The 14,912-nt window shown below is 62.6% G+C and carries 12 protein-coding genes; 4 read left to right on the top strand and 8 right to left on the bottom strand.

Annotated features, from left to right (window positions below; genetic code table 11):
- Positions 1-2: 2 nt before the first annotated feature.
- The 4 genes from J4D99_RS19210 (at position 3) to J4D99_RS19195 (ending at position 4,094) form a co-directional block, all read left to right on the top strand.
- Positions 3-1,178: a cytochrome-c peroxidase gene (locus J4D99_RS19210; protein WP_208133364.1), complete on the top strand. Its 1,176-nt coding sequence runs from the start codon at positions 3-5 to the stop codon at positions 1,176-1,178.
- Positions 1,179-1,376: 198 nt separating this feature from the next.
- Complete coding sequence (locus J4D99_RS19205; protein WP_208133363.1) at positions 1,377-1,670, top strand: hypothetical protein; 294 nt, start codon at positions 1,377-1,379, stop codon at positions 1,668-1,670.
- A gap of 36 nt (positions 1,671-1,706) precedes the next feature.
- A complete protein-coding gene (locus J4D99_RS22265; protein ID WP_208133362.1) occupies positions 1,707-3,632 on the top strand; it encodes a T9SS type B sorting domain-containing protein in 1,926 nt (641 codons plus the stop codon).
- Between the two features lie 66 nt (positions 3,633-3,698).
- On the top strand, positions 3,699-4,094 hold the full coding sequence (locus tag J4D99_RS19195) for a hypothetical protein (RefSeq protein WP_208133361.1): 396 nt from the start codon (positions 3,699-3,701) through the stop codon (positions 4,092-4,094).
- Between the two features lie 156 nt (positions 4,095-4,250).
- On the opposite strand, the gene J4D99_RS19190 is transcribed toward J4D99_RS19195, so the two are convergent.
- The 8 genes from J4D99_RS19190 to J4D99_RS19155 form a co-directional block, all read right to left on the bottom strand.
- Positions 4,251-4,733 (bottom strand): hypothetical protein, encoded by a 483-nt coding sequence (locus J4D99_RS19190; protein ID WP_208133360.1) that lies wholly within the window; start codon positions 4,731-4,733, stop codon positions 4,251-4,253.
- A gap of 1,018 nt (positions 4,734-5,751) precedes the next feature.
- Positions 5,752-6,951 carry a FecR family protein gene (locus J4D99_RS19185; RefSeq protein ID WP_208133359.1) on the bottom strand — a complete coding sequence of 400 codons (1,200 nt, stop codon included), beginning with the start codon at positions 6,949-6,951 and terminating at the stop codon, positions 5,752-5,754.
- Between the two features lie 45 nt (positions 6,952-6,996).
- Positions 6,997-7,695, bottom strand: coding sequence for an RNA polymerase sigma-70 factor (locus J4D99_RS19180; protein ID WP_208133358.1), 699 nt, complete (start codon positions 7,693-7,695; stop codon positions 6,997-6,999).
- A 107-nt stretch (positions 7,696-7,802) separates the two neighbouring features.
- Complete coding sequence (locus J4D99_RS19175) at positions 7,803-8,507, bottom strand: potassium channel family protein (RefSeq protein ID WP_208133357.1); 705 nt, start codon at positions 8,505-8,507, stop codon at positions 7,803-7,805.
- A 195-nt stretch (positions 8,508-8,702) separates the two neighbouring features.
- Positions 8,703-10,037: a DUF3500 domain-containing protein gene (locus J4D99_RS19170; protein WP_208133356.1), complete on the bottom strand. Its 1,335-nt coding sequence runs from the start codon at positions 10,035-10,037 to the stop codon at positions 8,703-8,705.
- A 281-nt stretch (positions 10,038-10,318) separates the two neighbouring features.
- Complete coding sequence (locus J4D99_RS19165) at positions 10,319-11,659, bottom strand: HupE/UreJ family protein (protein ID WP_236018751.1); 1,341 nt, start codon at positions 11,657-11,659, stop codon at positions 10,319-10,321.
- Positions 11,660-12,204: 545 nt separating this feature from the next.
- Positions 12,205-13,503, bottom strand: coding sequence for a DUF3500 domain-containing protein (locus tag J4D99_RS19160; protein WP_208133355.1), 1,299 nt, complete (start codon positions 13,501-13,503; stop codon positions 12,205-12,207).
- A gap of 101 nt (positions 13,504-13,604) precedes the next feature.
- Positions 13,605-14,846: a dipeptidase gene (locus J4D99_RS19155; RefSeq protein WP_208133354.1), complete on the bottom strand. Its 1,242-nt coding sequence runs from the start codon at positions 14,844-14,846 to the stop codon at positions 13,605-13,607.
- Positions 14,847-14,912: the final 66 nt, after the last annotated feature.

Below are 14,912 nucleotides of genomic sequence, written 5' to 3'. Positions count from 1 at the left end.
TAATGCCTGCTTCTGCTACTGCCCAACTTACCTCTGTCCTGGCCTCGGCGGCGCTGCTGATTGCGGTGGTGGCCTGCCAGAAGCAAAATACCCTACCCACCCCATCGAGCACCCAGACGGTGCAGGGGCTGGCAGCCCTGCCTTTGACGGCTGCGTCCCCCGCCGACAACCCGACGAATCCCGCCAAGGTAGACCTGGGCCGCGCCCTGTACTGGGACCCCATTCTCTCGGGGGGGCGCGATGTGAGCTGCGCGACCTGCCACCACCCGGCCACCGGCTACGCCGATGGGCTTGACCTGGCCATCGGTGAAAATGGCCAGGGCCTCGGGGCCACGCGCCGCTTTCGAACGCCGAATACAATTCCCTTCGGCCAGCGCAATAGCTCGACCGTGCTCAATTCAGCCTTTAACGGCTTGACTACCAACGGCGCCGTCGACCCCGTCCTAGCCCCCATGTTCTGGGATAGCCGGGCCCAGTCGCTCGAAACCCAGGCGCTCCGGCCGTTGATTACCCTAGAGGAGATGCGCGGCCACCAGTATGCCGAAGGCGCCGCCCCCGACTCGGTAGTGGCGCGGCTGCGCGCTATTCCGGCCTACGCGGCGCTGTTCAAGACGGCCTTTGCCGAGGCTACCCCCCTCACGGCGGCCAACATTGGCAAAGCCCTGGCTTGCTTCGAGCGCACCCTGATAGCGACCGATTCGCCCTTTGACCAGTATATGCGTGGCAACAACTCGGCCCTGACGGCGCAGCAGGTGCAGGGCCTCCAGGCCTTTGTGCAAAGCGGCTGCGCCAAGTGCCACAGTGGCCCCATGCTCAGCGACTACCAGCTGCACGTGATGGGCGTGGCCGACAACAGCAAGAACGCCACCTCGGATGCCGGGGCCAACGGCACCTACGCCTTCCGCACCCCGAGCCTGCGCAACGTGGCCCTCACGGCGCCCTACATGCACAGCGGCACCCTGCGCACGCTAAACGACGTGCTCAATTTTTACGACAATGACCGCAATACGGCCAACCCACACGTGAGCACCGGCCAGCGCGACCCCCAGTTTCCAGGCCGGGTAACGAATGAGCAGGCCATCATTGCTTTTCTCAATTCGCTGACGGCGACTAGCTACGATAAAACCGTGCCGGCCACGGTGCCCAGCGGCCTGGCCGTGGGTGGTAACATTCACTAGGGCTCCTATTAGCAATAGAGCTGATAGAAAGCGTGTTGCCTAAGCAAAGCAGGGGCAGGTAAAATAAAAGCAGCCTTGGCGTAGGGGTAGCCCCGCTTCCCGGTGTCTTCTACCTGAGCCGCTCCTATGAACAGCCGGACTACCGAAGGGGAGATGCTACTGCACTAGGACTGGATTAACTGCTTACGCACGCTTGTTATGCGCATCGCCTACTTCTCCGATTATCAGCTGCCGGTTCAGGCCGGAAGGTGGCGCATCCTGCCGGGGTCAGCCGTTGACCGCCGCGCTGGCCAAGCGCAGGACTGGCAGGATGAACTCACGCGGCACCAGGTTATCTACGAGGAACTGCTGGCTAATTCCGAATGGGCTAGCAACTCGGTGCCGCCCACCCCGGCGCCCCGCCAGCGCGCCCTTTCGGCGCGCGACCTCACGCGTGACCTAGCAGGGTGGAGTCCGCCGCAGCCGGGCGGGTGGCGGGCAGCCAAGCGTTAATCTTTTCCAGAATACCAGCCTTATTTCGTTTAATTCGTGTACAACCTAGCCTCCGTTCTGGTCGCGCGCGTGCAACCATGGGCGCTGCTCAGCCTCTGGCTGGTGCTGCTGGCGGCAAGTCCTGCTAGAGCCACCCATATCGTGGGTGGCGAGCTCGACCTACAGTACAAAACCGGCAGCACCTACACGCTCACGCTCACGCTGTATTTCGACGCCATCAATGGCAACGCGGCGGCGCTCGACCAATCCATCGTGGCTGGCATTTTCGATAAGGCCACCAACCGGGAGTTGCAGAGCGTGACCCTGCCGCTCACCAGCAACACCTTCGTGAGCTACACCAACCCAGCTTGTGCCGTAGGCTCGCTCAGCACGCGCAAGCTGCTGTACGTGAAGGATATCACCCTCGATGCGGCCACCTACGCCAGCGCCAGCGGCTACTACGTGGCCGTGGAGCGCTGCTGCCGCAACCTGGCCATCAGCAACATCGTGAACCCCGGCGGGGCGGCCCAAACCTTCTACCTGGAGTTTCCGGCTGTGGTGCGCAACGGGGCGTCATTTATCGACTCGACGCCGCGCATCTTCCCGGCGCTGGGCGACTATGCCTGCCTGGGCAACCTGTTTTACTATGACTTCGGGGGCCAAGACCCCGACGGCGACTCGCTGGCCTACGACCTGGTGACGCCGCTCAACGGCCACTCCACGGCCGCCAACCCGGCCCCGCTGCCCGCCGCCGCCCCCTATTCTACCGTAACCTGGACCACCGGCCTGGGCACCACCAACCAAATACCCGGCTCGCCGCCCCTGGCCATCGACACGCACACCGGGCGCCTCACGGTGCGGCCCAGCCGGCTGGGCTTGTTCGTGTTTGGGGTGCGCTGCTCAGAGTACCGCAAGGGCGTGAAAATCGGCGAAACGCGGCGCGACTTCCAGCTCTACGTGCTCAACTGCCCCAGCAACAACCCGCCCGTGGTAACGGTGCAGGCCAATGGCCGCGCCTACCGCGCCGGGCGCGACACGGTGCGCATCTTGCCGGGCGGCTCGCGCTGCCTCACCCTACGCTACACCGACCCCGACCCCAACTCGGTGCTCACGCTCACGGCCGCGCCCGTCAATTTTTCCGACCCGGCCACGGCCCCGAGCTTTACCACTACCACCAGCGGTACGGTGCGCGCCAGCGGCCAGCCCGATACGCTCACGGCCACGCTCTGCTTCCCGACCTGCGCCGACTCGAAGGGTAAAGTGTACTACCTCAACGTGCTGGTGGCCGACAATGGCTGCGCCCTGCCCAAGCGCGACACGGTGCGGGTAGCTTTCCTGGCCACGCCGCCCCCGAGCAGCGTGCCGGTGCTCACCACCAGTTTTCCACCCGAAGTGGCCGGCACTACCACCACCGTGCGGGTAGCACTCAATCAGCCCTACACCGCCACGCTGCTCGGCACCGACACCGCGCCCAATCCGCTAGCTCTCACGGCCGCCGGCGAAGGCTTCGACCTGGCCAGCGTGGGCATGAATTTTCAGGCTCAGAACGGTACCGGCCGCGCCACCGCCACCTTTGCCTGGACGCCCACCTGCGGCGCGGCCACGGCCAACCCCGATGGCCTACTGGTGCACTTTGCCCTCACCCAAAGCGGCACCATCTGCACGCCGCACATTATTACGCGCACTATCCGCTTCGTGGTGGCGCGGCCTGCCGACTCGCTGGCTTTCCGCCCGCCCAACATCATCACGCCCAATGGCGACGGCCTGAATGAAGCCTTTACGCTCGACCAGGCACTACCCCCCAATTTCTGCGCTAGTCAGTTTGCGGGCGTCAGCATTTTCTCGCGCTGGGGCCGGCTCATATACCAGTCGCCTACGCGCAGCTTCCGCTGGGATGGTGGTGGCGTCGGCGGCATCTACTACTACCTCGTGACCTTCACCGATGGGCGGCGCTTCAAAGGCTGGGTAGAGGTAATGCCTTGATTAGCAGTTTTCTCATTCACCTTTCTCATTTCTTTTTTCAATTCACCCCTTTTCAACATTTTTTGTATGAAACGTTTCTCTTCCCGCAGCGCGGCCATCGCCACGCTAACCTTTTTCAGCTTGAGCGCTAGTACCCTGCTCACCGGCTGTTTTGAAAAAGACGGCAAAAAAGGCAGCTGCAGCCCCACCGGCGGCACCTGCAGCACCGCCGCCACTGTCGTTGACCTGAGCTCGACTACCGGCTGCGGCCTGGCCCTGCAGCTGGCTGATGGCACCTACGTAGTGCCCACTGGCTCGACCTGGACCAACTTCCACGCCACGACCGGCGAGAAAGTGCTGGTAGGCTACACTATCAAGAAAAATGATGGCGACGCCGACGATGTGAACACCTGCAGCGCTGGGCCGCTGGTTGAGCTAGGCTGCATTAGCGTGAACACCACCACTACGACCGGCGCTAATTAGCCGGCTGGGCCGCAGCTAGCCTATAGGGCTGGCTAAGCAGGTGTATCTACTAAACGAGCGTCCTGGAGTACTCCGGGGCGCTCGTTTAGCTAGCTGCCGCTAGGGTTAGCCACTGGCGCGTGGGTGGGTCCGTCTGACAGATGCTGCCGCGCACGCTCAAAACCGCACCCCTAGCTGCACCCCCGGCCACAGGCGCAGCAACGACTCGTTGTCGGCCTGATTTACCCATAGCCACTGGTCCCGGCCAAAGTCCCAGCGTTGGGTTTGCGGGTCACGGCGGTAGGCTGTAGCCAGGTTAAGGGTGGGGCCCCCTACAAGCTGCCAGCGCCCGCCCTGCTTAAGCTGCCACCCTACCTGGGGTCGGAGCTGGGTAAGATTGCTGGGGATGTTTTCTCTATCACCGCTAACAAACCATTGCACCAGGTCAAGGCTGGGGGTGAAGCGACCACGCAGCCGGCCGGCCGTACCCAGTCCGACCCCCCAGGCGGCCCCACCCGACTGGCGCCCAAAGGGACCCGCCGCTACCCCCAGCACTAAGTAGATACGCGGGATACCCACCTTTAGGGCTGCGTTGAGGGGTAGACTTTCGCTGCCCCACCCCTCGCCGTGCAAGTAGCTGGGATGTAGCAGGCTGGCCAAAGCAAAAGGCCTAGCTGCAGGGTCGGTTCCCCGCGACGGACTACCAACGGGGCTAGGCCCTAGGGCTACCGCTACCGGCACTACTCCGCCCGATGCTGGCACTACCGAAGGCATGCTGCGCAAGAAGGGGAGCAAATCGACCGGCCCCCTGAGTTGGCTAGGTGCAGGTAGCAAGTGGTGAGCAGCGGCTGGTGAGTTGGCCAAGGCCTCCCCTGGCTCAGTACGTTGAATGTTTGTAGTGAGGCGGGTGTGCGCCGTACTGCCGCGTAGTAAAGAAGTCGCTATCGTTCCGGGGTTCGGCTTGGCAGTAGCCTGCTTAGCAAAAGTTGTTGATTTATTTACCAGCACCTCAGCCCTCGGGCGGTCCGCTAAGCCTATTCGAACTGCAAGGGCAGATGGCATTTTATGCCCCCTGGCAAGCGGCTCCCTGACCGATGATTTAGAGCTAGCCCTGGGTGCCGTAGCTGATTTTGCCGCGCCGGAAACTAGTGGCTCCCTTAGCGCCGCCAGCGCTGCCAGGCGACTGGTGGGGTTTCGGCGAGTAGCGGTCGAGTTGGCCGCTACGGCCTTCCTATATTCACTAGTGGCAACGGCGGGCGACTGGCCTGCATGGGTAGGAGGCGATGGGGTAGAGCGGCCATTTACCGAGGTGACGCCCACGGGAGCGGCTACCCGGGCGGGCCACAGCACCAGCTGCCCGTCCAGCAACCCATACGACAGGTGCTCGGCGGCTAGCACTTCCTGCAGCACGACCCCCAACGGGCGGGCTGGCCCCGGTCGCAGAGTGCAGACGTGCGCTACTGGCACTAGCGAACTGCTATAACTTAAGGGTAAGTGGCCTTGCCGCGCTAACTCGGTTAGGACGGCGCCCAGTGAACGGGTACCGGGGGTAGGCCGTACCAAGCGCGTCAGCGCCGGATTAGCGGCTTGGCCCCAGGTCAGGCCGCCAACCAGTAAGCACAACGCTACTACCAGCATTATCCGCAAACATTGACCAGAACGGTTGGGCGTAGCGGGTTTACTCACGGCTAAGGGTAGGGGTGGCCGACGCTGCCGGATTCGGAGAGGCGGAAACGGGACTGGCACAGCCTACGCCTTGCAGCTGGTAGCTGCCGTTGCCAGTCAGGGTAAGGCGGCTGGCCGTAGCGGCGGCCAGCACGGCCAGCACCTGCGCCGGCTGCTGCTGTACGAAGGTGCCGGTGAAACGACAGTGCCCCAGGTCCGGGGTGCTCACCTGCACGCTGGTGCCAAACGTAGCTCGCAACGTGCGCACTACCTGGGTCACGGGCGTATCATCGAAGCGCAGCGTATCATTTTGCCAGGCCCGGAAGTTGGGGTCGGCGCTGGCCCGGCGCTGGAGGCGGGCGGCTTCACGGCCGGGCGCATCGGTAGCGTGCAGCGCGGCGCGGGTGCCAGCCGGCAGCTGCACACTGTCGGGGGCCGAGAGATGGGTGAGCCACACTTGGCCGTGGGTCACGCTTACTTCCACCGAGTCTTCGGCCGCGTAGGCGCGCACGTTGAAGGCCGTGCCCGTTACCCGCACGCGGGCCGTCGTGGTGTTCACGATAAACGGGCGGGCGAGATTTGGCAGCACCTCAAAATAGGCTTCGCCCGTCAGCTGCACGGCCCGCAGGCCCTGGGCCGGCGCCCGCCCTACCCCAGCGTAGCGCAGCCGCGAATGCGCGTTGAGCCATACCGTGCTGCCATCGGGCAGCCGTATCAATTGGCGGTTAGCCGCGCTAACGTAAGTCAGCGTAAGTTCCTGAGGCTTGATTAACCAGCCCCTAGCCAGCGCATAGCTCACCCCTAACAGCAGTACCAGCCCGGCAGCTAGTTGCCAGCGCCGGACTGCCGCACGCCGCGCCAGGGGCCACAGCGGGCGAACGGCGGGCTCGTCGGAACGGGTGGGCGCAAGCGCTGGGGCGGCAACCGGCAGCGGGGTAGCTGAAGTGGTAGTGGGTGCTGCCGCGCCCATGAGTGGGCGGAAGCGCTGCCAGGCGGCCTCCACATCGGCTGGCGAGAACAGCACGGGCCCAGTCGCAACCTCGCCGGCCCGCTCCCAGGCGCGGGTCACGGTGGTCAGAATTTGCAGGTGGCTGGGGTCAGCCTCTACCCAGGCGCGCAGGTCCGCCCGCTCGCTCGCCGTGGCGTCGGCGGCCAGGTGGCGGGCCAGCAGCGCCCAGGGAGCATCGGCCGGGTCAGGGTAGCGTTGCGTCATAAAAGCTTTGGGGCAGCTAAGTTGCCAGGATGAGGATAGGATACGTCAGGGCCCCGCTACCCCCACGCGGACTTGCAAAATAACTGGCGCATTCGTAGTCAGGTGCTGGGTAGGGCCGCCGGAAGCAGCTGGCGGAAGTAATGCGGCCGGCTTTACTACCCCCATATAAAGCAGCAGCCAGTACAGGTTTTTTAACACGCCGGCCAACTCGCGGCGCAGAATGCGCAGGGCCTTGCCCATCTGGTTTTCCACCGTTTTAGGTGAAATCTCGAGGGCTTCCGCTATCTGCTGGTAGCTCATCTCTTCGTAGCGGCTCAGCTCGAATACCACCCGGCACTGCGGCGGCAGGTGGGCCAGGGCTGCCTGCACGGCCTCGGCGGTTTCGGCCGCGTACAGGCCTGCTAGGGCATCGGGGGCCACCGGGGCGGTGGGAGGGGGAGCATCGTCCCAGGCCACCTGGCGCAGACTGCGCTGCTGGTAGCGTACCGCCGCGTTCAGGGCCATCCGGGTGAGATAGGCCCGGTACGACTCAATGGCCGGCAAGTCGGCCAGGCCCTGCCACAGGCGCAGAAAAACGTCTTGCAAGATGTCTTCTACCACGGCCCGGTCGGGCACTACCCGGTACACCACGGTGCCCAGCGGGGCGTAGAAGGTTTTGAAAAGCTGCTCGATAAAAGCCGCCGGGTCAGTCTGGCGTAGCAGCGTCAGGCGGGCATTCAGCGCGGCGTCATCGGAAATAGCCATTAAAACTTACAGGACTGGTACTTAGGACGTGCGGTGGGCAACACCATTTTTCTGACAATTGTCCCCTGGTTAGGTGTTGCGCTGGCGGCGCACTTTCCAAGGGTTGTTTACCACAGGCTGGCGGCACCCCGGTGGTACTTGCCGGCGCGCTCCTGCCGCTGACTCACCAAGCGGGCGAGCAGAATGGCCAGAAACAGCTGCCCGACAACCGCTTCCAGATTAGCCAGGCTGCGGGCCAGCGGATGCACGGGTAGAATATCGCCGTAGCCGGTGGAGGTAAGCGTGGTCAGGCTGAAGTATAAGAGCTCGCCCGGTTTTAGCGCCGTCTTCGTTAGGGTAGTAAAAGCCCCCGGTAGCTCGTTATTCAAGGCAATGAATGCGCCCATGAATAGCTGGGCCAGGTTCAGGTAGACAACCACTGCCCCTAGCAGCTGGTGGCTGGTTACCCGCTGCGCCCGAAACACGGCTTGTCCCACGGCGATGGTAACACCGAGCGTTGCCACCATGCGCAGCGCGAGCCCGATAGTTAGATTCGAGCCGGCAATTAACACCCACAATGTGGGAGCCAGGCAAATGAGCAGGAGGCTACGCACCTTGCTGCGCTGGGGTAGGGCGAAGTAAGAAATTACCAAAAGCAGCACTTGCAGGCCGCCTACTACTGCATAAGTTACTACGTGCACGCTGGATAGCGGACTCACCACAAACAGCAACAGTACTTGCCCGAGTAGTAACACAGTCAGGGAGGGTTCGCGGACCTGGTTTTGCCAGCGCTCCAGCTTTTCGCTAAGGGAAGTAGCAAGGAGGCTTGGCATAGCAGCGACAGGGAGCAGGGCTAGCTCCCAGCAGGAGGAGTGTGTGAAAGTAGCGGGCTGGGTGTCCAACCCACTATATTAAAGAAGTCCCGACCTACTGGCTGGAGCTTCTTTAAATTGTAAACGGTCTTGCTTTTAGAAAGTTGAGCATAACCAAGAGCAAGAGCCAACGCTGAGCGTACCCACTCAACCGGGTTAATCCACCACGAATTGACGGGTTACGGGAGCTTTGCCATCGACTTGGAGACTGAGGACGTAGGTGCCGGGGGATAGCCCGCTGGCAGGCACTTGCACGGCATCGCCCTGGAACGCTTTGCTGGCGATAGTCTGCCCTAAGGCGTTGCGCAGGGTGTAGGTGGCGGCGGTGGCCGGCGTGGCCAGCAGTACCCGCATGGTGTTGCCGGTGGCTGTGGGGTTGGGATACATCGAAAACACTGCCGCAGCGGTAGCCGCCTTGGTACCGAGCACGGTGGTATAGGTGCCGTAGAAATTTCCGCCGTAGTCACGGGCATGGTCGCGCCACACGGTGTGATAGTGAATCTGGCTCTGGTACACAATGCCGCCTTGGCAGGCAAACTCAATCCAGACGTTGGGTCCGTCGATGCGGGCGTAGTCGCCGGTGGTAGTAAACAAGCCCGTGCCGGAATAGGAAATATAGGTATTGGCCAGCTGGTTCTGGTAAACGCTCATCAGGCTAGCCGCCGTGGCATCATCCGAGTCATTGACCCACGGGCGCATTGCTGCCAGTACCAGCGCTTGCTGCGCGGCCGAAAGCTGGCTGCACGGAATACCGACTTTGGTAGTCGGAAACTGGCCATTGCCATTGGGGCCGAGCACCACGTCGTTGAACGTCTGGGTAAGCTTGGCCGTAGCCTGCTGAGCAGTAGTCAGGCTGCTTACCATGGCCAGCATGCCCGCGGCCTCGCTGCTCAGCGGGGAGTACGTGCCAATAGGCAGTACGTTCGTATTAGTTGTGGGAAAAGTCAGCGGCTCAACCCCTTCAAACTTGGGCGTGGCCCCGGTCACAGTGCCGTTGCCATAGGTGATATTGGTGCCCAGGTGGTGACCGCCAAACTGGAGCTGCCACGTGCCAGTAGTAGAGGGCGTGCCCAGGAAAGCCAGGTAGTACAGGCCGCTGCCGTAGGCTGCGCCACCACCGTTGGCGTTCAGATTGTCGTCGGCCGCCCGAATTTGCTGAATCTCGTCGAAACCCTCATTAGGAGTAGTGCCGGTGGCCGCCTGCACCACGGCTAAGGCCGCAGTTTGCTGAGCCGTCGTCAGGTCGCCGAGTTTGAGGCCGATGCGAGCAACAAAGGTGGTAGGCAGATTCGACCATTTGGTGACATTGGTTGAATTGTAAGCCTGGAGCAGCGTGGCTTGCTGGCTCGCGCTGAGCGTAGCAATAAATGCATTGGCCGCCGTCACGACGGCGGCTACGTCTTGGGTTTGGGTGGCCGATTTAATGCCTTTCGAGCCTTTCACCGAAGTGGGCCTCTCCTGCGGGCTAGCCACGAAGGAGGCTTTTACCAACGCATTTTGCCTAAAAGCCATCAGAGCGAGCAGCGCCGTAGCGAATGCTAAGCAAGTAAAACTCTTCATTTTAGAAAAGGCGAACAGTTGAGAAAGAAATAAAGCCTCGATTAATCTGCTGTATTACAAATAAATATGAAAATTAGCAACGCCAATTTTCAGCCGAAGTTGTCATTTCTTTACTGTAAATAGCCCATTCAGGAGAACTAATCGACGGTTCGACTTTTCTGTTAAAATCAAAGGCTCAACAACTACTTTGCCGGGCAGCCAAGGGTCCTTGCTTAACCCATCTTAGCCCTTTGGTTCTGGGCAGCGCTGGTGCGCATACGCCAGTAGCTCACCAGTGCCGTGAGAGCCAGCGCCCCGAGTAGCCAGGGCGCGTAGGGTACTACCCGGCTGATGAGCAGCGTAAAGGGATTAGCCTGGCCCAGCAAGCGCTCGGCTAGCCAGGCTATGGAGGCCACACCAGCCAATACTGCTCCTCCTATCCGCACCACGGGGTAGGCGGCGGTGCGGGCAAGCAGCAGCAGCCAGGGCATGGTGAGGGCAATCACGAAGAGCTGCATCAGCTCGATACCGAGGTTGAAGCCCAGAATACTCAGGGCCATCGGACCGGCCTCCAAGTGTAGATTGGCTAGGGTACTGGCGAAGGCCAGCCCGTGCACCAGCCCAAAGCCGGCGGCCACCCACGCCTCGCGGCCCGGAAACAGCGGGCGCACGGCGTGCACCGCCGACACCAGGATGGACACCGCAATGAGTACCTCTACCGGCTGGCCGGGCAGCCGTACCCAGCCCAGCGCGCCCAGCAGCAGCGTGAGCGAGTGTCCCAGCGTGAAGGCCGTGACGATGAATAATAGGCGCCGCAGGCTGTAGCCTACCCCACCAAACCGGCCCCAGCGCCGGGCCTTGGTGAGCAGCAGGGGCGCGGGCAGCAGCAGTGCCAGCAAAAACAGCAGGTGGTCGATGCCCTCGGCAATGTGCCGAATGCCGAGCTGCACCATTGCCCGAAAACCCGTCCAGACGGTGCCGGCGGCCAGGTTGACGGCCAGTGGCGAAATAATGTTGTTGCGCACGTCTAGCGCAATAACGCCCACCTGGGCCGGCTCGGCATCATCGGCTACCTGGCCAGCGGCCCAGTCCTGCCGTACCGCCACCAGAATTTTGTGCGTCACCACCTGGTGGATAACCGCGTCGTAGCGTAGCACGAATTGCCGCACGTCGGCCCCAGCCGGGGGCAGCAGCCGCATCTGGGCGGTGAGCTCGCGGTAGGGGCCAGTTATCGGGTTTTGGGTTTCCTGCACCCCTAACTCACCTACCGTCACGGCCCAGAAGCGCCCGTCGGGGCTTTGCAGGCGCATATGCTGCGCCAGGTAGCGGCGTAGCTCTGGGCCGAGGCGCGCTACCAGATGAGCCGAGGAGTCGCCCACGGCGTGGCCAAACGCGGGCTGCAGCTCGCTGAGTGGAATCTGCACCGCGGCGTTTATGCGGTGGGCGTGCATCGTGAGCAGCACCACCGAATTAGGCATGGGGTGGGCCACGGCCTGAAAAAAGAGCCCCAGGCTGAGCAGCAGTACCAGCAGGAGCCACCCTAGCCGGCGGGGACAACAAATTGGGGAAGTCATCAAAACAGTTGGAGTCCGTTAATTGCCGCAGTAGTCCTTGATTTTGTCACGCAACAACCGAGTGCGGGAGGGTAGGCGAGAGCACGACACCGTTCTGGCGGGAGTACTCAATCCAGCCAGAGGGCCCGCCGAGGCGCCCGTAGTCGTTGCGATTATTCAAGCTGGGGTTGCCCGAAAATGCCACGTAGGTGTTGTTCAGCGCAGGGCTTTACTTGGGGTGTTGTCACACAAATAGGGCAAACCCTCCGACTCAGGAACCAAGCAGCCTGACAGTTGGTGATAAAACGCGACTGTGCCATAAGAGGAGTGCGGGGTGATAATTCTACCCATCCCTTAAAACTTATCGAAGGCAGGTGGCGAAACCGAACGGTTACGCTATCGCTCATGTAATTTTATTAGGTAATTATTTTTTTATCAAGATTTTAAAACTCAAAGGCATGTGCCTATGCCTTTGAGTCGGAGGGTTTGCCCTATTTGTGTAACAACACCCTACTTGTCACGGGTAGAAATATTGTTGCCTTTACTTGATAAGCAGGCTGACCCGGCTAGCGGACAGTGTAGAAATTGCCCCCGTAGTCGCGCAGGTGGTCACGCCAAATACTGTGGTAGTGAATTTGATTACGGTAGAGGATACCATTCTGACACACGAACTCAATCCATACCCGGGGGCCATCGAGCCGCACGTAGTCGGCATGAGAGGTGAGTTGGCCGGTGCCGGCGTAGGCCACGTAGGTGCTGGCCAGCTGCTTTTTATAGTCGGCCAGCAGGGCGGTGGCCGTCGCATCGTCCGCATCCTGCACCCAGGGGGCCATCGCGGCCACTACCAACTGCTGCTGCTTCGCCGAGAGCGCGCTCACCGGCACCCCCACTTTCTGCTTCGGAAACTGGCCATCCTGGCCTGGCCCGAGCAGCACGTCGTCGAAGCTCTGCGTCAGTTTAGCGTGCGTCTGCTGGGTAGGCGTGAGACTGGCCAGCAGGGCCCGCATGGCGGAGGCCTCGTCCGCCATGGGCTCGCAAACGGTGCCCGTGGGCAAGACCTTGTTGTCGGTGGTCGTAAAGCGCAGCGGCTCGGTCCCCTCAAACTTGGGGGTGGCCCCCGTTACCTGGCCGTTGTGGAAGGTAATGTTGGTGCCCAGGTGGTGGCCGCCGAATTGCAGCATCCAGGTGCCGGTGCTGCTGGGTTGCCCTAGGAACGCGATGAAATAGATGCCGGAGCTATACTCAAAGATGGGCCGACGCCCGCCGGGAAAGCCCCGCCGGCCCGGTCCGCCGCCGGGGGGGCGGCTACCAGGGGGTGGGCCACCCGGCCCCGGCGTCTGGCCACTGGGTGCTGACCCGGGAGGGCCCGCACTCAGCGGGCCGACCGTGGGCGAGCCCGCCGGGCCACCACTTGGAGAACCGCCGGGGGGCGGCCCTTGGGGCAGGACGCTCAGGTTGTCGTCAGCGGCCCGGATTTGCTCGATCTCATTGAATCCGTTCCCGGCTACAGTACCCGTCGCGGCGCGCACGACGGCTAAAGCAGCAGTAACCTGAGCGGGACTGAGGTGACGTAACTGCAAGCCCACGCGCGGGGCGAGGCCCACCGGCAAGTTCGACCACTTGGTGACATTGGAATCGGCGTAGGCTACCAGCGCCACCTGGCGCTGCTCGGCCGAGAGCGTCGCCAAAAAGGCGTTGGCCGCCGCCACGACATCGGCTTTCGTGGCGAGTGAACTACTGCGGTGGGCCAGGACCGGCGCGGCGGCTGGCAGCTTGGAGTGGCCGGGAGCCAGCTTAAAAGCGGCGAAGCCAAACAGGCCCGCCGCCAGCAGTAAGCCGCGGCGCAGGGGGGGGTGATCGGACATGACGATGGAGGGAGAAAAAGTGAAAAAGCATGGTGTAATGGCGACTAGTAGGCGGCACTTCAGAAAGCACTAACGACGTAATTCGCCAGCTAGCACCAGCATTAGCCGTGGCCGGCGGTGGCGGCGTCAAACACGCGACAGAAGTTACCCCCACCAATTTTGCCAATCTCATCTTGGGTAAAACCGGTTTGCAGCAGGGCGTCCACCACGGCATAGTAGAACCCTCCTTGCTGGCCCGTCCAGGCCTCGTTGGTGCGCTCGCCCACCCGGGCGCCCCCTGGCCGACCACTAGGCCCGCCAGGACCACCAGCTCCAGTGGGTGGGGCGGGGGAGCGATTGCCAGCTTGCGTGCCGGGCGGGGGCGCCGCTGGCCCTGGTGGCGGGCCGAAACCGCCCCCTGGTCGATAAGGAGGAGTGAGCTTGGTATCAGTGCCTAGGCACACGTGGTCGATGCCGACGACCTCCACCAGGGCGCGGATGTTCTGGGCGTAGGCTAGGGGGGTGTCGGCCAGGTGAGTCCACACGCCGATGACGCCGCCCGCGCCGGCCACCACCTTGGCTTGCTCCCTGCTGAGGAGCCGGGGCCGCATCATACGGGCCAGGTCCGGGTTCTGTCCCAGCCGGGTATCGAGGCCGGTGTGCGAAACGAGTACGGGCTTCGTCGTCACTTTCAGAGCTGCCGCCACTGTTTCCGCGTTGGCATGGGCCAAATCGACGAGAATGCCCAAGTGATTGCACTCCTTAATTACATTAGCTCCCAGCGCTGTAAGGCCGCCCCACTGCGGTGGGTTGGTGAACACGTCGCCCAGCGGCGGGGTAGCGTCGTGGTCGTGCAGAAGCCCCAGGTGGCGCAGGCCCCGGCCATACGCTTCGCTTAGGCGTTCCAGCTGGCCTTCCAAAAAGTGTCCCCCCTCGACCGACTGAATCACGGTGGGCTGGTGCTGGCGGTGAGCAGCCTGCAGGTCGGCCAGGTTCAGGGCGCGCCGCAGCTTATTGAGCTCGAGCTGCTGGTCTAACGCGGCCAGGCCGCTCAGAAAGCGCTCGTAGGCTTGGCCTTCTTTCGTGAGCGCCTGGTAGTCCACGGCAAACGTCAGGCAGATGGCCGAAAGGCCCGACTTCTTTAGCTCGCCCGCCAGGTCAAGGGTGGGGCCGGGCCCGTCGGCCGAGGCCAGGGGCACGTCCACGTGGTTGTGGGTATCGATACCGATGGTAGCAGCCACGATAGCGGCCACGCGCGGGTCCGGCGCGGCAGCGCGGGTCCAGGTAGGCAACAGCGATGTGCTGGCGCCAGCAGCTAGGGTGCCTAGGAAGCGTCGGCGCGACCAAGCGGAAGCGTAAGGCATCGGAGATGTGGGAAGTAAGTAAAAAGCAAACCAGTTACTGCGTACTAAATTGAGAACCTAGGGGCT

It is taken from the genome of Hymenobacter sp. BT559, assembly GCF_017571525.1.
Lineage (GTDB): Bacteria > Bacteroidota > Bacteroidia > Cytophagales > Hymenobacteraceae > Hymenobacter > Hymenobacter ginsengisoli.
Note: the sequence above shows the minus strand (reverse complement) of the source record. Positions and strands in the feature narration are given on the sequence as shown.